The sequence below is a fragment of the Agromyces albus genome, assembly GCF_030815405.1.
GTDB classification, from domain to species: domain Bacteria; phylum Actinomycetota; class Actinomycetes; order Actinomycetales; family Microbacteriaceae; genus Agromyces; species Agromyces albus_A.
In genome coordinates this window covers 1900611-1922746 of sequence record NZ_JAUSWX010000001.1, presented here as the reverse complement: position 1 = coordinate 1922746, position 22136 = coordinate 1900611, and the positions used below count along the sequence as shown (strand labels likewise).

Sequence of the window (22136 nt, the reverse complement as noted above, 5' to 3'; positions counted from 1 at the left end):
CGGCCACGATGCGCGTCTTGGTGACGGTGCGGACGGGCGGGGACCGCAGCACCCCGGTGACATCGACCCCTGCCGAGTCGAGGAGATCGAGTATCCGGTCGCCGGCGGCATCCGTGCCGATCACCGTGATGAGCCGTACTTCTGCGCCGATCGCGCGCAGGTTCATGGCGGTGTTGGCGGCGCCGCCGGGCGCGTCGATCTGCGTCGTGAGCTCGACGATCGGCGCGGGCGCTTCGCGACTGAGCCGCCGGCTGCCCCCCATCCACCAGCGATCGAGGATGGCGTCGCCGACGACGGTGACGACGGGCGCGCCGACACGGATGCGACGTGGGAGATCTTCGATTCGGTGCACAGCTTCGGCATACCCACCGATGCTCCGAGGTATGCATGCCATTCGACACGTTTCGCCAGGTCGGAGACGGGGAATGGGTGGATCGACACCGCTGCCGACCTCGGGAAGGCCACATGCCCGCTTTCGCCTCCGTCGACGCGCCGTTCGAACGCGTGCGGCGGATAGCCGTGCTCCGCGGCGGCGGACTCGGCGATCTCCTGTTCGCCATGCCGGCGATCGACGCACTCGCGGCGACGTATCCGGGCGCCGAGATCCTGCTCCTCGGGAGTCCGGTGCATGCGGCCTTCCTCGAGGGGCGACCGTCGTCGGTGGCTCGCGTCGAGGTGCTGCCCGTCGCCCGCGGCGTGCGTGACGTACCCGGCGAAGAACCCGATGCCGTGCAGGCAGCCGAGTTCCGGGCGAGGGTGCGCCGGCTCGGGCCGATCGACCTCGGCGTGCAGCTGCATGGCGGCGGACGCCACTCGAACCCGTTCCTGCTCGGACTCGGCCCTCGCCACACGGTGGGGTCGGCGACCCCGGATGCCGCGCGCCTCGAACGCACACTGCCGTACGCGTACTACCAGCACGAGGTCGTGCGCGGCCTCGAGGTCGCCGGGCTCGCCGGCGCCGAACCCGTGACGCTCGAGCCACGGATCTCCGTGACGGCGGCGGAACGCCGCGCGGTGGCGCAGCATCTGCCGCCGGACGATGCACCGCTCGCCGTCGTGCACGCGGGAGCGAGCGATCCGCGCCGCCGGTGGCCGACGGAGCGATTCGTGTCCGTGATCGAAGGGTTGCTCGACGCAGGTGCCTCGGTTCGCCTCATCGGCGACGCGGGCGACAGGCCCCTCGCCTCGTCGATCGCGCGCCGCGTTGAGGCAGGCAGACCGGGCAACTCGTCACGCATGTCGGTGGTCGCCGGCTCCCTCTCGCTCGGCGAGTCGGCGGCGTTGCTCGCGGCGGCGGACGTCGTCGTGGCCAACGACAGCGGGCCGCGCCACCTCGCGCAGGCCGTCGGCGCAGCCACCGTCGGCGTGTTCTGGTTCGGCAACGTCGTGAACGCCGCGCCCTTCTCGCGCGGTCGTCACCGGGTGCACCTCGCGTTCACGGTGACGTGCCCGGTGTGCGGCATCGACGTCACCCAAGTGGGCTGGACGGCGGAGCGCTGCGAGCACGACGTCTCGTTCGTTTCGGATGTCGAAGCCCCGCCGGTGCTCGTCGATGCCCTTCAGCTCATGGCCACGAACTCTCCTCGGAGTGACTCACCAGGAGCTCACGGATCTCGGAACCGTCAGGCTGGCTGAGCGCGAAGACGACGGCCTGCGCGACGTTCGCCGGGTCGTTGAGCTTCGCATCGGTACCGGGGCGGTACTCCTCATCGCGATCATCGAAGAAGTGCGTGCTCATGCCGCCGGGGATGAGCGTCGTGACGCCCACTCGTCCCTTGGTCTCGGCGGCGAGCGCACGCGAGAATCCCAGCACTCCGAACTTCGACGCGCAATACGCGCTGGCCCCGGCGGCGCCCTTCAGGGCGAGCGTGGATGCGACGGTGACGACTCGGCCGCCCGACGCCTCGAGGTGGGGGAGTGCCGCGCGCACGGTGGCAGCGGTGCCGAGCAGGTTCACCCGGATGACGCGTTCCCACTCCGTGGCGTCGACGTCTTCGAGGTGACCGGGCCGGTCGATCCCGGCTGCGGTGACCACCCCGTCGAGGCCACCGTGCCGCTCCGCGATGCCATCTATCAGCGCCTCGAGCTCGCGCGTCTCACTGACGTCGGCCTCATAGGTCTCGTGGGGTGCCTCGCCGGGCACCACCCGGTCGAGCACGATGGGGGTCCCGCCTGCCGCGGCGACGGCGTCGGCGATCGCCGCGCCGAGGCCGCTCGCGCCGCCGGTGATGACGATTCGTCCGATGGTCGAGCCAGCATCCGTCATGTGTCTGTTCCTTCCTCGCCGCGTCGGGCGATCGGTGGTCGCTTTTCCTGAATCGCTCAGCTCACGGCCGCGAGCGCTGCAGCGAGTGCGGACGTCGAGCGCGCGGGGTGGTACGGCACGGTCACGGCGCGACCACCCACTTCGGCGAGCGCGACGGACTCGGCGAGCTCCTCGGTGCGGTAGTCGCCGCCCTTGACCCAGAGGTCCGGCTCGAGCCGGCGAACCGCATCGGTCGGCGTGTCCTCGTCGAAGACGAGCACCGCGTCGACGCATTCGAGCGCGAGCAGGAGGTCTGCGCGATCGTGCTCGGTGATGATGGGTCGTTCAGGGCCCTTCAGCCGTCGCACGGAGTCGTCGGAGTTCAGGCACACGATGAGACAGTCGCCGAGCTCGCGCGCGGCCTGGAGAGTCCGAACGTGGCCGGCATGCAGCAGGTCGAAGCATCCGCCGGTGGCGACGACGGTGCCGCCCGCTGCCCGAGTGGCACGGGCGACGGTGATCGCGTCGGTGTGACGGCTCGACAGGGGAGTCGGGTCCGGCGGGCGATGCAGCGAAGCGACTCCGCCCTCGCGGAGATACGCGCTCGCACGGGCGACTCCGCGCTGCATGGCCTCGTGCACGTCGAGTCCGAGTCCGAGGGCGACAGCGGCCGAAGCGGCGAGGCGGTCGCCGGCCCCGCACGGGTCCGCAGCGGCCACGCGCTCCGCCGGCAGCACCGCGGGAAGGGCGCCGGCTGCGGCGAGCACGGCTCCGTGGCGGCCGAGCGTCACGCCGACGGCATCCGCGCACCACCGCTCGCGCAAGAGCGCGGCGGCATCCATCGCCTCGGCGACTCCACCGACGGGCATCCCGGCGAGTGCTGCCGCCTCGATACGATTCGGGGTCGCGAGCGCGACGCCGGGAACGGGCACCGCGCCCTGCGGGTGCGGGTCCCAGACGACCGGCACGAGGTCGGCACGGTCCATGACGGCTCGCCGGATGTCTATGGCGGCGAGCATGCCGCGGCCGTAGTCGGCCGCGATCACGACCTCCGCTCCGGCGATCGCCTCGAGCTGTGCCGCCCCGACCGAGAGCTGGGCCGGCTCACCGCACCCCTCATCGAGGCGGGCGATCGCATGGCCCTCCGCCCGCACCCGGGTCTTCACGGGAGTGGGGCCGTCGAGCCGTCCCGCGACGACGCGCACTCCCGTGAGCGCGTCGCGCAGCCGGCGTCCGGCGTCGTCGTCGGCGAGCGCGGTCACGAGTGTCACGTCGACGCGGTCGCGGGCCAGCATCGTCGCCACGAGGCCGGCCCCACCGGCGCGGTCGACGGCTCCCGTGACGTCGATGACCGGCACTGGCGCGTCGGGACTCAGTCGCTCGGCCACTCCGGTGAGATCGACGTCGAGCAGGCAATCGCCGACCACGGTGATCTTCACCGCTCGACCTCCTCTTCGGCACCGACGAGCGCGTCGAACGCCACGCAGAGCGCGTGCACGGCCACGAGTTCGGCCTCCTGCACATTCGGAGCGGCGCCGGGAAGGGCGATCGTGTCGTCGCATTCGATTGAGAGCGGGTTGGGTGCCGGCCCCGTGATCGCCCAGGTCACGGCGCGACACTCCGCTGCGGCCCGTGCAGCGGTGACGAGGTTCGGGCTCGCTCCGCTCGTGGAGAGCAGCAGCACGATGTCTCCCGGGCGAGCGTGCGCCCGCACCTGCCGTGCGAACACCTCCTCGTACCCGTAGTCGTTCCCGATCGCCGTGACGGCGGAGGAATCCGAGTTGAGCGCGATCGCCGCGTACGGCCGGCGCTCATGCCGGAAGCGGCCGACGAACTCCGCCGAGAGATGCTGCGCCTCGGCGGCCGAACCGCCGTTGCCGGCGATGAGCAGCCGCCCACCGGCCTCGAGGCGCTCGGCGAGCTGCATCGCCCACCGGGCGAGGCGCGGCGCCGCGTGCTCGAGGGCGACGAGCACGGGGCCAACGCCGCTGACGTGGTGGATCACCGCATGTGCGGCCCACTCCTCGGCGATGGAGCGGGTCTCAGGCTCGTGCAGGGTCATCGCGCGCCTCCCTTCGCTCGGCGGCGCACCGGTGCCGCCGAGCCGTTCGCGGCGGCGATGGTCGCGCGATAGCTGCGCTCGGTGTCGGCCGCGATCCGGCTCCATGCGTAGCGCGCCGTCATCCGCTTCCTCCCGTTCGCGCCGAGCTGCCGGCGCTGCGGTTCGTCGAGCAGGAGTCCGCGCACCGCGTCGGCGACCGCGCCGGCATCCCTCGGCGGCACGTGACGCCCGGTACCCCCGTCGACGACGCTGTCGATGAGTCCGCCGACGGATGACGCGACGACGGGGATGCCGCAGGCCATCGCCTCGAGCGGCACGATGCCGAACGGTTCGTACCACGGCGCGCACACGACGACGTCGGCGGAGCGGTACAGCTCGGGCAGCGCCGACTGGGGCACCTGGCCGCGAAGCTCGATGCGCTCGCCCGCGCCCGTCTGCCGTGCGATGCCGGCGAGCCGTTCGAGCTCGGGATCGCGCCCGCCGTTCGAGGCGCCGCCGCCCACGACGACGAGTTCGACGTCGATTCCCTCGGCGGCGAGCGCCCCGATCGCCTCGATGACCGTTCCGACCCCCTTGCGGGGCACGAGCCGGCCGACGCTCAGCACGCGGTGCCGCCGCCGTCGTGACTCGTGCGGCCCATCGGGCGTGAAGTGGGCGAGATCCACCCCGCACGGGATCACGCTGATGTTCCGTGGCGGCACGCCGAGCTTCTTCAGCTCGAACGCCTCGTCGGAGCATGTCGCGACGACGCCGTCGACCCGGCGGCCCACATCGGGCTCGAGCCATTCGCGTTCGGCAGGGCTCGTATCGTCGGCGCCCTGGTGACGTCGCTTGACGACGCCGAGCGCGTGGAACGTATGCATCACGCGCGGTGCGCTCGCCATGCGGGAGACCGCATCCAGCGCGGCCACGCCCGACATCCAGAAGTGACTGTGCACGACGTCGGGGGCCCAGTCGGTCCAGTCCGCGGCGATTCCCGCGGCGAGTGCCGGCATGTACGGGAGCATGTCGTCCTTGGGTACGTGGCGGGTCGGTCCGGCGGTGACGTGGACGACCTCGACGCCAGGCGCGAGCAGCACCCGCTCGGGCGAGACGGCGTCGTCGCGGCGAGTGTAGACGCGAACCTCGTTGCCCCGTCGAGCGAGCTCGATCGAGAGTGCGGCGACGTGCACGTTCTGTCCGCCCGCGTCGACTCCTCCGAGGGTGGCGAGCGGGCTCGCGTGTTCAGAGACCATGGCGATGCGCATCGATGCTCCTTTCGATCGTCAGGGCGGCAGGCATCTCCACCGCGATCCGGCGGCCGGTGCGCCGGGGTCGTTCCACGAGGTCCGCGAAGAGGGTGTCCCAGTCGCGCAGGAACCGGCCGAGGTTGTAGCGTTCGATCGCCGCGTCGCGAGCGGCGGCGCCGAGGCGCGCTGCGGCATCCGGATCCTCGAGCAGAAGTCTCGCCGCCGCCACGAGCTCGTCGACGCTCGTCGACAGGAACCCGGCGCCGGGCGGCACGGCACGCGCGGCCTCGGTCGTCTGCAGGGCGACGACGGGCAGGCCGAGGTGCATGGCCTCGAGAAGCGAGAGCCCCAGCGAGGTCCAGCGTGCCACGTGGAGATAGAGGCGCCGCTCGGCGAGTGCCGAGTGCAGTGCGTGGGGCGTGAGGTCGCCGACCGGGGTCACCAGCCCACCGGCGAGGCCGAGTGCTCCGGGGAGCTCTTCCACGCCCATGCCGAAGGCGTCGATGCCGCCGGCGCTCGCGAATCGGGGCAGCAGGTCGCTCCCGGCGATGCGCCACCGGCGAACGGGTTCGTTCACGACGACGGCCATGCGCTCGATCGCTCCGGTGTAGCGGAGGCCCGGATCCCGGATGCCGTGTTCGATCACGACCGTGCGGGCCTCGCCGTTGTCCCACATGAGCTCGTTGAAGTGCGTGACGTGCACGATCGGGATGTCGGCTCGATCGGCGAGCGGATGCCGCGTGGTCACGGCGTGCGGCTTGGGCGTGTTGTGCTCGAGGAAGACCGCCGGCACGTCGCTGCCGAGACGTCGGCCGAGGAGCCGTTCGGCTCGCTCGAGCTCTTCGGTTCGCTGCAGCAACACGAAGTCGATCGCCTCGCCGGCGAGGTCGTCCTGGTCGACCTCGATCGCGGCGGCGGGCCAGTCGCGACCGCCGCGGCCGAGCCCCCACGGCCCACGCTCCGGGTCGGTGGGGAACAGGTAGTCGTGGTCGCCCTGCACGAAGGCATCGGTCCAGCCGCCGTGCACGTGCCAGAGCAGTATCCTCATGCCGGCACCGCCTCGGTTGCCACTGCGCCGAATTCAGCCGACCGCTGACGACGGATCGCGAAGACGGCTTCGACGACGTGCTTCGGTTCGATGTCGGCGAGGCACGGATGTCCCGGGACCGGGCACTCCCGCGCCCTCGTGCCGGCGCACGCGGTGTCGGTGCGTCCGAGGAGCACGGTCGGCACGCCGAAGGGACGCCAGCACGTCTCGTCGACGACGGGGGAGAACAGGCTGACGACGGGGGTGCTGACGGCGGCGGCGAGGTGCGCGGCGCCCGTATTGCCAACGACGACCGCGTCGGCGGATCCGAGCACTCCTGCGAGGACCGCGAGATCCGTGCGCCCGCCCAGGTCGACGGCGATATCGCCGGCGACGCGAGCGGTCTCGCCGCGTTCGCCGGCCGACCCGGTCACGACGACGCGGAGACCGGCATCGGCGAGGGCGCGCACCGCGGCGACGTGGTGCGTGACGGGCCACGCCCTGGCGGGCACCGCTGCTCCAGGATGGACGACGACGTATGGCTCGCGTCCCACCAACGGCGCCGGGTCGGGTGTGGGCCGGACCGCGAGACGCCCATCGTCACCCGGCGGCAGTTCGTAGCCTGCGGCGGCCGCGATGGTGAGCGCCCGGGTCACCTCCGACTGCGATTCGGGAAAGTCCTCGCCCGGTCGGAGCCGCACATCCAGCAGGCTTCCGGCGTAGTCCACGGATGCCCCGCTGAGGCGCTCGATGCCCGCGAGCCGCAGCAGCAACGCGAGCGGCAGCGGGCTCTGATGGAACGAGGTGAGGATCACCGCCTCGTCGGGCCTGACGGTCGCGACGATCGCGTTGAGCTCGTCGACGGCCTCGACGCTCGCTGGACGTGCGGGGTTGCCGATCCACGGGCAGTCCCACTCGTGCACGTGCCGCACGCCGGGCAGGAGGCGGCCGGCAGGGGCGCCCGTCGGACCGCAGAGGAGGTCCACCTCGGCGCGCGCAGCGACGGCGCGGACCGCGGGGCCGGCAAGCAGGACGTCCCCGACACTGTCGAGTCGCACGATGAGCACGCGGCGGCTCACGGGACCGGCTCCAGCGCCAGCACGAGCTCCACCGCGGCGAGTACGGTCGCTGCGGCCATCGGGGCGTCGCGAATCTCGTCGAAGCGAGTCACCGGCGTGGGCACGAGCACCGCCCGGCAGCCCGCGGCCGTGGCCGCAGCCACATCCGATCCGATGTCCCCGATCACGACGGCATCCGCGGGCGCCACCCCGAGCGCCCCCACGGCGGCGAGCACGAGGCCGGGCGCTGGCTTGCGGCATCCGCAGCCCTCATCGACGCCGTGCGGGCACACCGCCCAGACGTCCATCGCACCCAGCAGTTCCTCGACACGTGCATTGACGGCCGTGACCTGGTCTCGAGTGATGAGTCCACGCGCCACGCCAGACTGGTTGGTGACGACGCCGACGGCGATGCCATTGCGCCGCAGCAGCGCGAGCGCCGGGCGCACCGTCGGCATCGGCTCGACCAGATCGGGGTCGCCGTTGTACGGCACATCCCTGATGAGGGTGCCGTCGCGATCGAAGAGCACCGCACGCGGAGGTCGGGTCACCATACCCGGCTCGATACCCACTTCTCCTCCTCCTAAACGTGCAGCCAGGGGGCTTCTCCGGCGGCGGCCGATCTGGAAGGGTGGAGAAGTGCGCGCCTCGGAACCGCGCCCGGTGATGCTCGTGCTCCGGGCACTCAAGCTCGGCGACCTCCTTGTCGCCGTGCCGGCACTCACGGCCCTGCGACGCGGGTTTCCCGAGCACCGGATCGTGCTCGCGACCTCCGGCTGGCTCGCTCCGATCGTGGAGCTCCTCGGTACCGTCGACGAGTTGCTTCCCACTCCCGGGCTGTCCCGGCCGCTCGACGTGACGGCGGGGAGTGTCGACATCGCGGTGAACCTGCACGGCCGCGGCCCGGAGAGCGGGACGCTGCTCCACGCCGTGCATCCGCGGCGGCTCATCGCGCACGCGCCCGACGCGCCCGACGGCCCCGAGTGGATCGACGGCCTCCTCGAGCGGGAGCGCTGGGCGCGGCTGGTCAGGTCGACGGGAGTACCCGCCGATGCCGATGAGGTGGCGATCCCCGCGCCCGACACAGTGCCTTCGGTGGTGGGCGCGGCGGTCGTGCACGTCGGCGCCTTCTACGGGGCGCGGCGGTGGCCCGCGGCCCGCTTCGCTGAGGTCGCCCGCGCGCTCGCGGCGCGCGGAGAGCGAGTGGTCTTCACGGGTGGCGCAGAGGAGCGAGAGCGCGCCGCCGAGGTTGCCGCGCTCGCCGGGGTGCCGGTCACGGAAGTGCTGGCGGGCCGGCTCGACCTCACGGGCTTCGCGGCCGTCATCGCGGCTGCTCGGCTCGTCGTCACCGTCGATACCGGAGCGGCGCATCTCGCCTCGGCATACCGGGTGCCGTCGGTCGTCATCTTCGGGCCGGCTCGGCCCGAGGAATGGGGCCCGCCGACCGCCGGACCGCACATCGTGCTCACGGATCCCTCCTGCAGGCGCGGTGACGTGTTCGCCGACGATCCCGACCCGGCGCTGCTGGCAGTGACCGCCGCCGACGTGGTCGACGCGATCGAGCGACTCGGGATCGGGCGGGTCGAGGCGGCCGTCTAGGCCGTGCGACGCTCCGCCACGCTGCGGTCTCCCGCGTCCGGGGCTTCGCCCAGCTGGTCTTCGAGCTGTGCCTGCAGGCGATCCATGATCTTCGAGAGGAGCCGTGACACCTGCATCTGGGTGACGCCGATCTCACGGGCGATCTCCTGCTGGGTGCGCTCCTCGATGAACCTGAGGTAGACGATGCGGCGTTCCCGCGGAGTCAGTGTCGAGAGCGCCATCCGCAGGGAGAGGCGCAGGTCGGCGCGCTCGAGTCGATCGTCGACGCGTCCGATCGTCGAGCCGATCGAGGGCTCGTCGTCGCTGAGGCCGGCGTCGAGTGAGACGGGGTGGAGGCTCGTCCGCGTGTCGACGGCCTCGGCGACCGTGGCGCGTGGCGTCTGGAGGTATTCGGCGATATCCGTGACCGTCGGCTCCCGATGCAGCGTCTGCGAGAGCTCGGGCATCGCCGTCGAGACGGCGAGACGCATCTCCTGCATCCGTCGCGGCGGTCGGATGAACCAGCCGTTGTCACGGAGATAGCGCTTGATCTCACCCGCGATGGTGGGCACGGCGAACGAGATGAAGTTGTCGCTGCGCTGCGGATCGAATCGGCGAACGGCGTTCATGAGCCCGATGCATCCGACCTGGCGCAGATCGCTCTGGTCGCGGTAGCCCGAGGCGATCCGGCGCACGAGTCCGTCGACGAGGTCGAGATGCTCCAAGACGATCGCGTCCTCGGCGGCACGTCGCGGTCGTCCACGCAGCGGCTTCAACTCGTCGAATCTCGCTCGGGTCCATTGCTGTCGCGCATCCCACTCCTCGTTCCGCCGGTCGTTCCTCGTCCGGACTCCTGCGTCGTGGCCCATGTCGTGCCTCCCCTCGCCGTCCAAAGCGGTGCCCGACGGGCAAGCCGTCCTTGGCAGTGAAGCACCGCACTGCACTTCTCGAAAGGCGATTGCGACCGAGGAGAAGAAGCGCTATAACGACGCGATCTCGAGCACCAACGGCGGATGGCTGATCCGGGTGCTGTACCACGACCACGACTCACCGGCGGTCTGCTCGATCGATGCCGAGACCTCTTGGCTCGCGGGCACGTTCCGCAGGATGACCGTGATGACACGCCGACCGCTGAAGCTGATCGATCCCGGCGCGTCGACAGTGCCGGCGCCCGCGTATCCGGCGGGAGAGAAAGTGGCCCGCGCCGGGGCATCCACCGCGAATGCGAACACATAGGTGCCGGTGCCCGCGATGCCATACGCACCGGGGTGGAAGTGCACGGAGACGACGGGGTTCCGGTTCGGCGACTCGCGCCGGTCGAACCCGGCGTAGGGGGTCGCGGCGTCGGTCTGCACGATCGTCGGCCTGATGAGCGTGAGGTTGGTGCGCCCGCGCCCGACTGTGATTGTGGGGGAGAGCACCTCGATCGGCGCCCAGAAGATCGGCCCGCGGCCGAGGTCGCCTGCGCGGTGCTTCGTGGCCCAGTCCTCGGGGCTGAGGTCGGTTTCGAACGCGGCGATGTCCACGACCTGCCGGTCGAACTCGTCGCGTTCTCCTGTTGACGGTTCGGAGGTATGCATGAGGAAAACTCTAGAATCGGGCGGGCCGCGATGCATCAGGGCGGGCACCGAGCCGGGCGGGGGTCGGCGCGGCGCCGCACTACAGTTGAAGGGTTCGTTTCGACTCACAGGGAGTGGTACACAGTGGCCGACGGCTTCGAGCTCTTCACCGATCGATCCGTTGTCGCGATGCGCGTCAACGGCGAGCTCAAGGACCTCGCGACGACGGTGACCGAGACTGATGTCGTAGAGCCGGTGACGATCGACTCGCCCGACGGCCTCGACATCCTCCGGCATTCCACTGCCCACGTTCTGGCGCAAGCCGTGCAGGCGGTCAATCCCGACGCGAAGCTCGGCATCGGCCCGCCCGTCACCGACGGCTTCTACTACGACTTCGACGTCACCGAGGCGTTCACGCCCGAAGACCTGAAGGCGCTCGACAAGGAGATGGCCCGAATCATCCGTGCCGGCCAGCGCTTCATGCGCAGGGTCGTGACGGATGACGCGGCGCGCGAGGAACTCGCGAGCGAGCCCTACAAGCTCGAGCTCATCGGACTGAAGGGCGCGGCAGGACACGGCGAGTCGAGCGGCGACGACCACGAGTCGGTCGAGGTCGGCGCGGGCGAGCTCACGATCTACGACAACATCGACCCGAAGAGCGGCGAGACCGTCTGGAAAGACCTCTGCCGCGGCCCGCACCTGCCGAACACCCGCATGATCGGCAACGGGTGGGCGCTCACTCGCATCGCCGCCGCCTACTGGCGCGGCTCCGAGAAGAACCCGCAGCTGCAGCGCATCTACGGCACCGCATGGCCGACGAAAGACGAGCTTCGCGCCTACCAGCACCGACTCGAAGAGGCGGCGAAGCGCGACCACCGCAAGCTCGGGCGCGAGCTCGACCTGTTCAGTTTCCCCGAGGAGATCGGCTCCGGGCTCTCGGTGTGGCACCCGCGCGGCGGCATCGTGCGCATGGAGATGGAGCAGCACGCGCGCCGTCGCCACATCGCCGACGGCTACACCTACGTCTACACGCCGCACATCTCGAAGGAGGATCTCTTCCTCCAGTCGAACCACCTCATCACCTACAAAGAGGGCATGTTCCCGCCCATCCGCATGGACGAGGAACGCGACGCCCACGGCAACGTCACGAAGCAGGGCCAGGACTACTACCTGAAGCCCATGAACTGCCCGATGCACATCCTCATCTACAAGGAGCGCGGCCGCAGCTACCGCGACCTCCCGATGCGGCTCGCCGAGAACGGCACCGTGTACCGGAACGAGCTCTCGGGCGCCCTCCATGGGCTCACCCGGGTGCGCGGCTTCACGCAAGACGACTCGCACCTCTTCGTCACCCCTGAACAGCTCGAAGAGGAAGCCACCAAGGTCATCGCATTCGTCATCTCGATGCTGCGCGACTTCGGCCTCGACGACTTCGAGCTCGAGCTCTCGATGCGCGATGACGAGAAGGACAAGTGGATCGGCTCCGAGGAGTTCTGGGAGTACTCCACGAACGCGCTCCGCAACGTCGCCCGCGCGAGTGGACTCAAGCTCACCGAGATGCCCGGTGAGGCGGCGTTCTACGGACCGAAGATCGACTTGAAGACACGTGACGCGATCGGCCGCACCTGGCAGCTCTCGACGGTGCAGGTCGATCCCAACCTGCCCGAGCGCTTCGAGCTCGAGTTCACCGATCGCGACGGCCAGCGGAAACGCCCCATCATGATCCACCGGGCGCTGTTCGGCTCGATCGAGCGGTTCTTCGCCATCCTCCTCGAGCACTATGCGGGAGCGTTCCCGGTCTGGCTCGCACCGGTGCAGGTCGTGGGCATCCCCGTCGCCGACGAGTACGCCGACTACCTCGGCGACATCATCGAGCAGCTGAAACGCGCCGGCGTGCGAGCGGATCTCGACACGAGCGACGATCGCATGCAGAAGAAGATCCGCACGCACACCACGCAGAAGATTCCGTTCCAGCTCATCGCGGGCGAGAACGATCGCGCGGGTGAGACGGTCAGCTTCCGATTCCGCGACGGCAGCCAGGAGAACGGCGTGCCCATCTCCCAAGCGGTCTCGCTCATCCTCCTCGCCATCGACGATCGCCGACAGGTGACCACGAGGGACGACTTGTTCGCATGACGGCCTACCAGCCCGACGAGTTCGATGGCGTGCCGACGGATGCCGCGGCAGATCTCGCCGGCGTGCCCGATGCATTCCAGCGCCTCTGGACGCCGCACCGGCTCGTCTACATCCAGCACGGGCAGCAGCCCGACGAGCACGCCTGTCCGTTCTGCCGCGCGCCCGAGATGAGCGACGAGCAATCGCTCATCGTCGCTCGAGGCGAGCACGCCTACGTCCTGCTGAACCTCTACCCGTACAACAGCGGTCACCTGCTCGTGTGCCCGTACCGCCACGTCGCGACCTACGACGAGGCGACGCCCGACGAGATCGCCGAGATCGGCGAGCTCACGCAGATCGCGATGCGGGTCGTGAAGCAGGTCTCGCACTGCGACGGGTTCAACATCGGCATGAACCAGGGCCGCATCGCCGGGGCCGGCATCGCCGAACACCTGCACCAGCACCTCGTGCCGCGCTGGGCGCTCGACTCGAACTTCTTCCCGATCATCGCCGGCACGAAGGCGCTGCCGCGCCTCCTCGGCGAGGTGCGGCAGGAGATCGCCGACGCCTGGCCGGCCTGAACCCGCGCGAGCGCGGTGTGGACGCCACGTCCAACGAGCGCTCCCGCGCACTCCACCGCGGCAGAGACCGCATCCATTCCGAAGACTAGGATTGACCCCATGACCGAGAGCTCCGTTCCCGCGCCCGTCGGCACGTCACTGACCGGCTCGAGCCGTGTCAAGCGCGGCCTCGCCGAGATGCTGAAGGGCGGCGTCATCATGGACGTCGTCACCGCCGAGCAGGCGCGCATCGCCGAAGACGCTGGCGCCGTCGCCGTGATGGCCCTCGAGCGCGTCCCCGCCGACATCCGCGCCCAGGGGCGGCGTGGCCCGCATGAGCGACCCCGACCTCATCGAGGCGATCATCGCCGAGGTCTCGATCCCCGTCATGGCGAAGGCCCGCATCGGGCACTTCGTCGAGGCGCAGGTGCTGCAGGCCCTCGACGTCGACTACATCGACGAGTCCGAGGTGCTCTCGCCGGCCGACTACGTCAACCACATCGACAAGTGGGCGTTCAACACCCCGTTCGTGTGCGGTGCCACGAACCTCGGCGAAGCGCTCCGCCGCATCAACGAGGGCGCCGCGATGATCCGTTCCAAGGGCGAGGCCGGCACCGGCGACGTGTCCGAGGCGACCAAGCACATCCGCAAGATCACGGGCGAGATCAACCAGCTGAAGTCGATGTCGCGCGACGAGATCTACGTCGCGGCGAAGGAGCTCCAGGCTCCCTACGACCTCGTGCTCGAGGTCGCCGAGACCGGCAAGCTCCCGGTCGTGCTCTTCACGGCCGGTGGCGTGGCGACGCCGGCGGATGCCGCGATGATGATGCAGCTCGGCGCCGACGGCGTATTCGTCGGCTCCGGCATCTTCAAGTCCGGCAACCCCGAGGCGCGAGCGGCGGCAGTGGTGAAGGCGACGACGTTCTACGACGACCCCTCGGTGATCGCCGATGTGTCGCGTGGCCTCGGCGAGGCGATGGTCGGCATCAACGTCGTCGATCTCGCGGCGCCGCACCGCCTCGCAGAGCGCGGCTGGTGACCGGCAACCTCCGCAGCGAATCGATCGCGCCCGACGATGCGGTCCACGTCGGACCACGCGTCGGCGTGCTCGCCTTGCAGGGCGACTTCCGCGAGCACGCACATGTGCTCGGACGACTCGGCGCGCACGTGTCGCTCGTGCGACGCCCCGAGGAACTCGACGCCGTCGACGGCCTGGTGATCCCGGGCGGTGAGTCGAGTGTCATGGACAAGCTGTCGCGCACGTTCGGACTCGCCGAGCCGCTGAAGGAGGCCATCGCGGGCGGGATGCCGGTCTACGGCACCTGTGCGGGCCTCATCATGCTCGCCGACACACTGCTCGACGCGATCGCCGGCCAGGAGAGCCTCGGCGGGATCGACGTCGTGGTGCGCCGCAATGCCTTCGGCTCGCAGAACCAATCGTTCGAGACCGACCTCGAGGTCCCTGCGCTCGGCGAGCCGCCGGTGCACGCCGTGTTCATCCGCGGCCCGGTCGTCGAGTCGGTCGGTCCGGCCGCGACGCCGCTCGCCTCGCTCGCCGACGGGCGCGTCGTGGCGGTCGAGCAGGGCAACCTCCTCGGCACGAGCTTCCATCCCGAGATCACGGGGGAATACCGCTTCCACGAGTACTTCCTGGCGAAGGTCCGTGCCCGCAGCGGCCCCACCAGCATCTCGCAACGGGCTTGAGGCCGGCCGATACGCTGGCGCCATGACGCAGTACATCGCCCTGCTCCGCGGCGTGAACGTCGGGGGCATCACCGTGAAGTCGGCCGAGCTGCGGAACCTCTTCGAGGAACTCGGCTTCGACGAGGTGCGCACGGTGCTCGCGAGCGGCAACGTCGTGTTCGAGGCGACGACCGGGCCCGCGGCATCCGGAACCCTCAAGCGACAGATCGAACAGGCGCTCCGCGACCGCTTCGGCTACGACGCGTGGATCGTGCTGGTCACGCGCGAGCAGGTCGAGCGAGTGGTCGAGGCGTTCCCGTTCGACGCATCCGACGCCGATCGCCAGCCGTGGGTCGTGTTCGGGTCGGAGGAGGCGGTGCTCGATGAGCTCGTCGCGTCGGCGGGGGAGCCCGACCCCGACGTCGACCCCATCGCCCGCGGTGACGGCGTGGTCTACTGGAACCCGGTCAAGGGCACCACCGTCCAGACTCCCTTCGCGAAGCTGCTCGCCAAGCCGCGCTTCAAGCCGACGACCACGAACCGCAACCTCCGGACCCTGCGGAAGCTGCTCGCCTGACCGGCCGCGGCACCGGCGCTGACCTAGAATGGCTGGGCACGGCACGCGATGCCGCGCACGAGGATTCGATTCAGGAGACGCATGTCCGGGCATTCCAAGTGGGCGACGACCAAGCACAAGAAGGCGATCATCGACTCGCGCCGTGCGAAGTCGTTCGCGAAGCTCATCAAGAACATCGAGGTCGCTGCGAAGATGGGCGGCGCCGACCTCTCGGGCAACCCCACCCTCGTCGACGCCGTGCAGAAGGCGAAGAAGACCTCCGTCCCGAACGACAACATCGACCGGGCGATCAAGCGCGGCGCCGGCCTCACGGGTGAGTCGATCGAGTACATCACGATCATGTACGAGGGCTACGGCCCCAACGGTGTCGCGCTCCTCATCGAGTGCCTCACCGACAACAGGAATCGCGCCGCGGCCGAGGTGCGCACCCTCATGTCGCGCAACGGCGGCACCATGGCCGATCCCGGCTCGGTCGCCTACAACTTCGCCCGCAAGGGCGTCATCGTCGTCGCCAAGACCGACGGCCTGACCGAAGACGACGTGCTCGGTGCGGTGCTCGACGCCGGCGCCGAAGAGGTCACCGACGAGGGCGAGACCTTCGAGGTCATCACCGAGGCATCCGACATGGTCGCCGCACGCACGGCGCTGCAGGAGGCCGGCATCGACTACGACTCGGCGGATGCCGCGTTCGTGCCCTCGCTCAAGGTCGAGATCGACGCCGAGACGGCCCGCAAGGTGTTCCGTCTCATCGACGCGCTCGAAGACAGCGACGACGTGCAGAACATCTACAGCAACTTCGATCTGACCCCCGAGGTGCAGGCCGAACTCGAGGCGGAGTAGCGCATCGCCGTGCGCGTGCTCGGCATCGACCCCGGCCTGACGCGATGCGGCGTCGGCGTCGTCGATGTGGAACCGAACCGCACGGCACGGCTCGTCGACGTCGTCGTGCTCCGTTCACCTCCTGACCTGCCGATCGAGCAGCGCCTCGCGCGCATCGCCGACGGCATCGAGGCGATCATCGAGGAGCACCGTCCGCACGCGGTTGCCCTCGAGCGGGTCTTCGCCCGCAGTGACGTCTCGACGATCATGGGCACCGCGCAGATCTCGGGCGTCGCGATGCTCATCGCCGCGCGGCGGGCGCTTCCGGTCGCCCTGCACACCCCCAGCGAGGTGAAGGCCGCGATCACCGGATACGGCCGGGCCGACAAGAAGCAGGTCGGCGCGATGGTCGCCCGCATCCTCGGGCTCGACGAGGTGCCGAAGCCGGCGGATGCCGCCGACGCACTCGCACTCGCGATCTGCCACGCCTGGCGCACCGGCGGTGTCGCGGGCGCCGCCGTTCGCGACGGCCGCGCCGGACTCACCGAGGGCGCCGGGCTCACTCCGGCCCAGCGTGCATGGATCGCCGCCGAGCGCTCCGCCGCCGTGTCAGGGGCGGCCCGTAGGCTGAAGGAGTGATCTCCTCTCTTCGCGGCCGCGTGCTCACCGCAGCCGGCAGCTCGGTCGTGATCGAGGTCGGCGGCGTGGGATTCCACGTCAACACCACTCCAGCTCTCGCGCTCGCGAGCCGTGAGGGCCACGAGCTCGCGGTGCACACGACGCTCGTCGTCCGAGAGGACTCGCTGACGTTGTTCGGCTTCGCCTCACGGGCCGAGCTCGACGTCTTCGACCTGCTCATCGGCGTCACCGGCGTCGGCCCGAAATCCGCACTCGGCGTGCTCTCAGCGCTCTCACCCGAACAGGTCGCGCTCGCCGTGCAGCACGACGACGATGCCGTCTTCCGCAAGGTGAGCGGCATCGGCCCGAAGACGGCCAAGCTCATCACCGTGTCGCTCGCCGGCAAGCTCGTCGCGACCGCCCCGCCAGCTGCGTCCACGGTCGTCACCGGCGGCGTCGCCGAGAGCGTGCTCACAGCGCTCACCGGGCTCGGCTGGTCGGAGCGGGTCGCGGCCGAGGCGGTCGAGGAGACCATCGGCGCGGCATCCGACACCGAAGCGGCCTCCGTGCCCACACTTCTGCGGTTGACGCTCTCGCGGCTCGGCCCGGCGCAGCACTCAGGCAGGTCTCGATGAGTGACGCAGACCTCGACCTCACCGACCCCGTGCTCTCCTCCGAGGCCGAGCTCGCGTTCGAAGGCGCGCTCCGCCCGAAGAGCCTCGAGGAGTTCGTCGGCCAGACCCGGGTGCGCGGGCAGTTGCAGCTGCTCCTCACCGCGGCCACGATGCAGCAGCGCACGCCCGACCACATCCTGCTCGCCGGTCCGCCGGGGCTCGGCAAGACGACGCTCGCCATGATCGTCGCGTACGAGGGCGGGCGACCGCTGCGCATGTCGAGCGGCCCCGCGATCCAGCACGCGGGCGACCTCGCGGCGATCCTCAGCTCGCTCGTGCCGGGCGAAGTGCTCTTCATCGACGAGGTCCACCGCATGGCGCGGTCGGCCGAAGAGATGCTCTACCTGGCCATGGAGGACTTCCGCATCGACATCATGGTCGGCAAGGGAGCCGGGGCGACCTCGGTGCCGCTCGACCTCGCGCCATTCACGCTCGTCGGCGCCACGACCCGCTCCGGACTCCTCCCCAATCCGCTGCGCGACCGATTCGGGTTCACGGCGCACCTCGAGTTCTACGACGAGGCCGAGCTCGAACAGGTGCTCGTTCGCGCGGCGACGATGCTCGGGCTCGATGTCGATCGCGAAGCGCTCGCCGAGATCGCCGGGCGCTGCCGTGGCACACCTCGCATCGCGAACCGGCTGCTGCGGCGGGTGCGCGACTACGCCCTCGTGCACGGCGGCCGCGCCGACCTCGGTGCGGTGCGTGCCGCGCTCGACCTCTACGACGTCGACCCGCTCGGCCTCGACCGCCTCGACCGAGCCGTCATGGAGACGATTCTCACGAGGTTCGGCGGAGGGCCGGTGGGCCTCAACACGCTCGCCGTGTCGGTGGGCGAGGAGTCCGAGACCATCGAGGCGGTGGTCGAGCCGTTCCTCGTGCGCATCGGCCTCATCACGCGCACGCCCCGCGGGCGAATGGCGACACCTTCGGCCTGGCGGCACTTCGGCATCCCCGAGGTCGGAGCCACCCTCGCCATCGATGACCTATAATCCTTTGAGGCGAAGCCCTCGCCGCCAATGACTTCGTGCGGTCGCCGCACACCGGAAGGTTCCTCCCCCTCATGCCGTTCGATCCCTTCACTCTCATCATGCTCGCCGTCCTGGCGGTGCTGATCTTCTTCATGTTCCGCAACTCGCGCAAGCGTCAGGCCGATGCCCGCAACCTGCAGGCGAAGGTGCAGCCCGGAGCGAAGGTCATGACCAATTTCGGCGTGTTCGGCACCATCCTCTCGATCGACGAAGAAGAGAACCAGGTGCTGCTCGAGACCTCGCCCGGCACGGTGCTCACGGTGCACCGCCAGACCGTCGCACGCGTGGTGGAGCCTGAAGCCGCCGTCGTCGCCGACGACGAGCCGGCGGTGCTCGAAGACGGTGAGCCCGCGTTCGGTGAGCGCGTCGACGACGCGGCCGACGAGACGCCCGACACCAAGAAGTCGGAAGACTAAGCTCCCAACCCCCGAGGCTCGGCTCGCGCGTCGTCGCGCGGGCTCCTGCAGAGAAAGCAGAAACGTGGCTGCACCATCGAAGCGGTCATCCCGCCCGACGCCCGTCCGGAAGGCCTGGCGTTCACTCACCTGGCTGGGCGTCATCATCGCCTTGCTCTTCGGCATCAACGCGGCCGGAGTGATCTGGGGCGACGGATCATGGTCGCCGAAGCTCGCCCTCGACCTCGAGGGCGGCACCCAGATCATCCTCGCGCCCAAGGTCGAGAGCGGTGAGACCGTCTCGCAGGAGCAGCTCGACCAGGCCGTCTCGATCATCCGCCAGCGCGTCGACGCGTCCGGTGTGGCCGAGGCCGAGATCAACACCGAGGGCTCGAACGTCGTCGTTCGCATCCCCGGAGAGCTCGACGACCAGACTCGGGCGCGTATCGAGCAGTCGGCGAAGCTCGAACTGCGCGCCGTGCTCCTCGCGGATGTCGCCACGAACGAGTCGATCGATCCGAGTGCGAGCCCCGAGCCCACCGACGGCGCGGCCGAGGAGCTCGAGTCGACCCCGACGGCGGAGCCCACCGACGGCAGCGACCTCGCGTGGATCACCCCCGCACTGCAAGACGAATTCGACAGCTTCAATTGCTCGACGATGGATGAAGCGTCCACGAATGTCGCGCCGACCGACGAGCCGCTCGTGACGTGCGACGTCGCACGCAGCGCGAAGTACCTCCTCGGACCCGTCGAGGCGAGCGGCGAGAACATCGTCGACGCGACGAACGGCACCGTGTCGACCCAGACGGGCGCCTCGACAGGCCAGTGGGCGGTCAACATCGTCTTCGACGCCAAGGGCACCGATGACTTCGCCAAGGTCAGCACCCGGCTCTTCGGCCTCCAGGGCGAAGGCGCCTCGCCGCGCGACCAGTTCGCGTTCGTGCTCGACGGAGCCGTGCTCACGGCACCTCAGATGAACGGTGCGATCACCGACGGGCGACCGCAGATCACCGGCAGCTTCACGCAGGAGTCGTCGAAGGCGCTGGCCGACCAGCTGAAGTTCGGCGCATTGCCGATCAGCTTCACGGTGCAGTCGTCCGACACCATCTCGGCCACGCTCGGCACGTCGCAGCTGCAGAGCGGCCTCGTCGCGGGCCTCATCGGCCTGATCCTCGTGGTCATCTACACGCTCTTCCAGTACCGCCTGCTCGGCACCGTGACCATCGCGTCGCTCATCATCGCCGGCATCATCACCTATCTCCTGATCACGATCCTGTCGTGGCGTCAGGGCTATCGACTCTCGCTCGCCGGCATCGCCGGACTGATCGTCGCGATCGGATTCACGGCCGACTCGTTCATCGTCTACTTCGAACGCGTGCGAGACGAGCTTCGCGACGGCAGGCCCATCGTCGGCGCCATCGAAGCCGGCTGGAAGCGCGCCTTCCGCACGGTGCTCGCGTCGAAGGGCGTGAACCTCCTCGCGGCGGTCGTGCTCTTCATCCTCGCGGTTGGCAACGTGAAGGGCTTCGCCTACACGCTCGGACTCACGACGATCATCGACGTCCTCGTCGTGATCCTCTTCACCCACCCCATGCTGCAGTTGCTCGCGCAGACGAGGTTCTTCTCGAGCGGTCACCCGTGGTCCGGACTCGATCCGAACGCCCTCGGCGCGGTCTACCGCGGCCGTGCTGAGTTCCGCAAGCCCGTCGCGGTCGCACCGCGAAAGGTGGCATCGAGCTCGAAGGAGGCGCAGCGCCGCCAGACCATCGCCGAGCGCAAGGCCGCATCCGTCGGTGCCGGCTCTACGTCGAACGACGGGAAGGAGTCCTGATGGCCAGCCGCCTCACGACCTTCGGCAACGACCTCTACACGGGCAAGCGCTCGTTCAACTTCGTCGGTGGACGCAAGAAGTGGTACGCGATCGCCGGCGTGCTGATCATCCTCTCAGTGCTCGTGCCGGTGGTGAGCGGATTCCACTTCGGCATCGAGTTCCGCGGCGGTTCGCAGTTTCAGATCTCCGGTGCTGCGGATGCCGCTCCTGAGCCCGCGATCGAGGCGGTCGCCGAGATCGTGCCCGACACGGCGGCCAAGGTCACCATCGTCGGCTCCGAGGGCGTGCGCGTGCAGACCGACCAGCTCGCGCAAGACGATTCTCGAGCCGTCACCTCGGCACTCGCCGAGGCCTACGGCGTGGCCGAGTCAGAGGTCACGTCCTCCTTCATCGGACCGAGCTGGGGTGCGGATGTCACCCGGCAGGCAGTCGTCGGCCTCGTCGCGTTCCTGTTGCTCGCCTTCGTCATCATGGCGCTCTACTTCCGCACGTGGAAGATGTCGGTTGCCGCGATGCTGGCGTTGCTCGGCGACCTCGTCGTCACGGTGGGCGTCTATGCCGCCGTCGGCTTCGAGATCACGCCCGCCGCCATGATCGGCGTCCTGACGATCCTCAGCTACTCGTTGTACGACACGGTCGTCGTGTTCGACAAGATCCGAGAGAACACGGCAGAGGACGGCACCGAATCGCGTCGCACGTTCGCCGAGTCGGTGAACCTCGCGGTGAACCAGACGCTCGTGCGTTCGATCAACACGAGCATCGTGGCGGCACTGCCGGTCGCGGCGATCCTGTTCATCGGGGCGGGAGTGCTCGGGGCCGACACGCTCCGCGACATCTCGCTCGCATTGCTCATCGGCATCATCGTGGGCACCTGGTCGACGGTCTTCATCGCCGCTCCGCTCTACTCGCAATTGCGCGAGGGTGAGGCCGCGATCAGCCGGCACGACCAGAAGGTGCTGAAGGAGCGCGAGCGCGCGACTTCCGCGAATGCCGACCTCGAGGCGTTGCCCGCCACATGATGTTCGCGTCAGGCGTCAGCCTGCCGGCGGGGGCGGCACTCCGGAACGGCGATAATTGA

At 69.7% G+C, this 22136-nt stretch carries 22 protein-coding genes and 2 pseudogenes; 14 read left to right on the top strand and 10 right to left on the bottom strand.

Annotation, left to right across the window (positions count from 1 at the left end; all coding sequences use genetic code 11):
• Nucleotides 1-25: 25 nt before the first annotated feature.
• Nucleotides 26-166: pseudogene (locus tag QFZ29_RS09010) on the bottom strand (PfkB family carbohydrate kinase); the annotation flags it as partial.
• Nucleotides 167-465: 299 nt separating this feature from the next.
• On the opposite strand from QFZ29_RS09010, the gene QFZ29_RS09005 reads away from it, so the two are divergent.
• The gene (locus QFZ29_RS09005) at nucleotides 466-1635 is read left to right on the top strand and encodes a glycosyltransferase family 9 protein (protein ID WP_306893804.1); all 1170 of its coding nucleotides are present in this window, start codon (nucleotides 466-468) and stop codon (nucleotides 1633-1635) included.
• Here the strand turns inward: QFZ29_RS09005 and QFZ29_RS09000 are convergent.
• Genes QFZ29_RS09000 through QFZ29_RS08970 form a run of 7 tightly spaced genes read right to left on the bottom strand, consistent with a single transcriptional unit; the run spans nucleotide 1565 to nucleotide 8175 of the window.
• Complete coding sequence (locus tag QFZ29_RS09000; RefSeq protein ID WP_306893803.1) at nucleotides 1565-2266, bottom strand: SDR family oxidoreductase; 702 nt, start codon at nucleotides 2264-2266, stop codon at nucleotides 1565-1567. The two genes, QFZ29_RS09005 and QFZ29_RS09000, sit on opposite strands and share 71 nt — an antisense overlap.
• Before the next feature lie 56 nt (nucleotides 2267-2322).
• A complete protein-coding gene (locus tag QFZ29_RS08995; protein WP_306893802.1) occupies nucleotides 2323-3684 on the bottom strand; it encodes a PfkB family carbohydrate kinase in 1362 nt (453 codons plus the stop codon).
• On the bottom strand, nucleotides 3681-4307 hold the full coding sequence (locus QFZ29_RS08990; RefSeq protein WP_306893801.1) for a D-sedoheptulose-7-phosphate isomerase: 627 nt from the start codon (nucleotides 4305-4307) through the stop codon (nucleotides 3681-3683). Before QFZ29_RS08990 ends, QFZ29_RS08995 begins: the two co-directional genes overlap by 4 nt.
• A complete protein-coding gene (locus tag QFZ29_RS08985) occupies nucleotides 4304-5554 on the bottom strand; it encodes a glycosyltransferase (RefSeq protein WP_306893800.1) in 1251 nt (416 codons plus the stop codon). The genes QFZ29_RS08990 and QFZ29_RS08985 overlap by 4 nt, the downstream gene beginning before the upstream one ends.
• A complete protein-coding gene (locus tag QFZ29_RS08980) occupies nucleotides 5532-6584 on the bottom strand; it encodes a glycosyltransferase (protein WP_306893799.1) in 1053 nt (350 codons plus the stop codon). The genes QFZ29_RS08985 and QFZ29_RS08980 overlap by 23 nt, the downstream gene beginning before the upstream one ends.
• Nucleotides 6581-7642, bottom strand: coding sequence for a glycosyltransferase family 9 protein (locus tag QFZ29_RS08975; protein WP_306893798.1), 1062 nt, complete (start codon nucleotides 7640-7642; stop codon nucleotides 6581-6583). Before QFZ29_RS08975 ends, QFZ29_RS08980 begins: the two co-directional genes overlap by 4 nt.
• A complete protein-coding gene (locus QFZ29_RS08970; protein ID WP_306893797.1) occupies nucleotides 7639-8175 on the bottom strand; it encodes a D-glycero-alpha-D-manno-heptose-1,7-bisphosphate 7-phosphatase in 537 nt (178 codons plus the stop codon). The genes QFZ29_RS08975 and QFZ29_RS08970 overlap by 4 nt, the downstream gene beginning before the upstream one ends.
• A 112-nt stretch (nucleotides 8176-8287) precedes the next feature.
• On the opposite strand from QFZ29_RS08970, the gene QFZ29_RS08965 reads away from it, so the two are divergent.
• Complete coding sequence (locus tag QFZ29_RS08965) at nucleotides 8288-9220, top strand: glycosyltransferase family 9 protein (RefSeq protein ID WP_306896674.1); 933 nt, start codon at nucleotides 8288-8290, stop codon at nucleotides 9218-9220.
• On the opposite strand, the gene QFZ29_RS08960 is transcribed toward QFZ29_RS08965, so the two are convergent.
• Both QFZ29_RS08960 and QFZ29_RS08955 read right to left on the bottom strand, forming a co-directional pair.
• Nucleotides 9217-10068: a SigB/SigF/SigG family RNA polymerase sigma factor gene (locus tag QFZ29_RS08960; protein ID WP_306893796.1), complete on the bottom strand. Its 852-nt coding sequence runs from the start codon at nucleotides 10066-10068 to the stop codon at nucleotides 9217-9219. The two genes, QFZ29_RS08965 and QFZ29_RS08960, sit on opposite strands and share 4 nt — an antisense overlap.
• Before the next feature lie 111 nt (nucleotides 10069-10179).
• Nucleotides 10180-10779 (bottom strand): hypothetical protein, encoded by a 600-nt coding sequence (locus QFZ29_RS08955; protein WP_306893795.1) that lies wholly within the window; start codon nucleotides 10777-10779, stop codon nucleotides 10180-10182.
• A gap of 168 nt (nucleotides 10780-10947) precedes the next feature.
• Between QFZ29_RS08955 and thrS the strand changes: the two genes are divergently transcribed.
• The 12 genes and pseudogenes from thrS (at nucleotide 10948) to secF (ending at nucleotide 22077) form a co-directional block, all read left to right on the top strand.
• Nucleotides 10948-12894 carry a threonine--tRNA ligase gene (gene thrS, locus QFZ29_RS08950; protein ID WP_306896672.1) on the top strand — a complete coding sequence of 649 codons (1947 nt, stop codon included), beginning with the start codon at nucleotides 10948-10950 and terminating at the stop codon, nucleotides 12892-12894.
• Nucleotides 12891-13454, top strand: coding sequence for an HIT family protein (locus QFZ29_RS08945; protein WP_129521095.1), 564 nt, complete (start codon nucleotides 12891-12893; stop codon nucleotides 13452-13454). Before thrS ends, QFZ29_RS08945 begins: the two co-directional genes overlap by 4 nt.
• Nucleotides 13455-13553: 99 nt before the next feature.
• Nucleotides 13554-14472 (top strand): annotated as a pseudogene (gene pdxS, locus QFZ29_RS08940) (pyridoxal 5'-phosphate synthase lyase subunit PdxS).
• Nucleotides 14469-15137, top strand: coding sequence for a pyridoxal 5'-phosphate synthase glutaminase subunit PdxT (gene pdxT / locus QFZ29_RS08935; protein ID WP_373426200.1), 669 nt, complete (start codon nucleotides 14469-14471; stop codon nucleotides 15135-15137). The pseudogene pdxS and the gene pdxT overlap by 4 nt, the downstream one beginning before the upstream one ends.
• A gap of 22 nt (nucleotides 15138-15159) precedes the next feature.
• A complete protein-coding gene (locus QFZ29_RS08930) occupies nucleotides 15160-15693 on the top strand; it encodes a DUF1697 domain-containing protein (RefSeq protein ID WP_306893794.1) in 534 nt (177 codons plus the stop codon).
• An 81-nt stretch (nucleotides 15694-15774) separates the two neighbouring features.
• Nucleotides 15775-16533, top strand: a complete 759-nt coding sequence (locus QFZ29_RS08925) for a YebC/PmpR family DNA-binding transcriptional regulator (protein WP_306893793.1) — start codon at nucleotides 15775-15777, stop codon at nucleotides 16531-16533.
• A gap of 9 nt (nucleotides 16534-16542) precedes the next feature.
• A complete protein-coding gene (gene ruvC, locus QFZ29_RS08920) occupies nucleotides 16543-17151 on the top strand; it encodes a crossover junction endodeoxyribonuclease RuvC (RefSeq protein WP_306893792.1) in 609 nt (202 codons plus the stop codon).
• Nucleotides 17148-17765, top strand: a complete 618-nt coding sequence (ruvA, locus tag QFZ29_RS08915; RefSeq protein ID WP_306893791.1) for a Holliday junction branch migration protein RuvA — start codon at nucleotides 17148-17150, stop codon at nucleotides 17763-17765. Before ruvC ends, ruvA begins: the two co-directional genes overlap by 4 nt.
• Nucleotides 17762-18793: a Holliday junction branch migration DNA helicase RuvB gene (ruvB, locus tag QFZ29_RS08910; RefSeq protein ID WP_306893790.1), complete on the top strand. Its 1032-nt coding sequence runs from the start codon at nucleotides 17762-17764 to the stop codon at nucleotides 18791-18793. Before ruvA ends, ruvB begins: the two co-directional genes overlap by 4 nt.
• A 98-nt stretch (nucleotides 18794-18891) precedes the next feature.
• Complete coding sequence (gene yajC, locus QFZ29_RS08905; RefSeq protein WP_306893789.1) at nucleotides 18892-19248, top strand: preprotein translocase subunit YajC; 357 nt, start codon at nucleotides 18892-18894, stop codon at nucleotides 19246-19248.
• 64 nt (nucleotides 19249-19312) lie between these two features.
• Complete coding sequence (secD, locus tag QFZ29_RS08900) at nucleotides 19313-21058, top strand: protein translocase subunit SecD (RefSeq protein WP_306893788.1); 1746 nt, start codon at nucleotides 19313-19315, stop codon at nucleotides 21056-21058.
• Entirely contained in the window at nucleotides 21058-22077 is a 1020-nt protein-coding gene (gene secF, locus QFZ29_RS08895) for a protein translocase subunit SecF (protein ID WP_306893787.1), read from the top strand. The genes secD and secF overlap by 1 nt, the downstream gene beginning before the upstream one ends.
• The last annotated feature ends 59 nt before the right edge of the window (nucleotides 22078-22136 follow it).

Coding starts and splice junctions, on each gene's coding strand:
- QFZ29_RS08980 (WP_306893799.1), bottom strand. CDS start 6,584: ATGAGGATACTGCTCTGGCACGTGCACGGCGGCTGGACCGATGCCTTC.
- QFZ29_RS08970 (WP_306893797.1), bottom strand. CDS start 8,175: ATGGTGACCCGACCTCCGCGTGCGGTGCTCTTCGATCGCGACGGCACC.
- QFZ29_RS08930 (WP_306893794.1), top strand. CDS start 15,160: ATGACGCAGTACATCGCCCTGCTCCGCGGCGTGAACGTCGGGGGCATC.
- thrS (WP_306896672.1), top strand. CDS start 10,948: ATGCGCGTCAACGGCGAGCTCAAGGACCTCGCGACGACGGTGACCGAG.
- QFZ29_RS08965 (WP_306896674.1), top strand. CDS start 8,288: ATGCTCGTGCTCCGGGCACTCAAGCTCGGCGACCTCCTTGTCGCCGTG.
- QFZ29_RS08925 (WP_306893793.1), top strand. CDS start 15,775: ATGTCCGGGCATTCCAAGTGGGCGACGACCAAGCACAAGAAGGCGATC.
- QFZ29_RS08990 (WP_306893801.1), bottom strand. CDS start 4,307: ATGACCCTGCACGAGCCTGAGACCCGCTCCATCGCCGAGGAGTGGGCC.
- QFZ29_RS09000 (WP_306893803.1), bottom strand. CDS start 2,266: ATGACGGATGCTGGCTCGACCATCGGACGAATCGTCATCACCGGCGGC.
- QFZ29_RS08955 (WP_306893795.1), bottom strand. CDS start 10,779: ATGCATACCTCCGAACCGTCAACAGGAGAACGCGACGAGTTCGACCGG.
- QFZ29_RS09005 (WP_306893804.1), top strand. CDS start 466: ATGCCCGCTTTCGCCTCCGTCGACGCGCCGTTCGAACGCGTGCGGCGG.
- secF (WP_306893787.1), top strand. CDS start 21,058: ATGGCCAGCCGCCTCACGACCTTCGGCAACGACCTCTACACGGGCAAG.
- QFZ29_RS08945 (WP_129521095.1), top strand. CDS start 12,891: ATGACGGCCTACCAGCCCGACGAGTTCGATGGCGTGCCGACGGATGCC.
- ruvB (WP_306893790.1), top strand. CDS start 17,762: ATGAGTGACGCAGACCTCGACCTCACCGACCCCGTGCTCTCCTCCGAG.
- yajC (WP_306893789.1), top strand. CDS start 18,892: ATGCTCGCCGTCCTGGCGGTGCTGATCTTCTTCATGTTCCGCAACTCG.
- QFZ29_RS08960 (WP_306893796.1), bottom strand. CDS start 10,068: ATGGGCCACGACGCAGGAGTCCGGACGAGGAACGACCGGCGGAACGAG.
- QFZ29_RS08985 (WP_306893800.1), bottom strand. CDS start 5,554: ATGCGCATCGCCATGGTCTCTGAACACGCGAGCCCGCTCGCCACCCTC.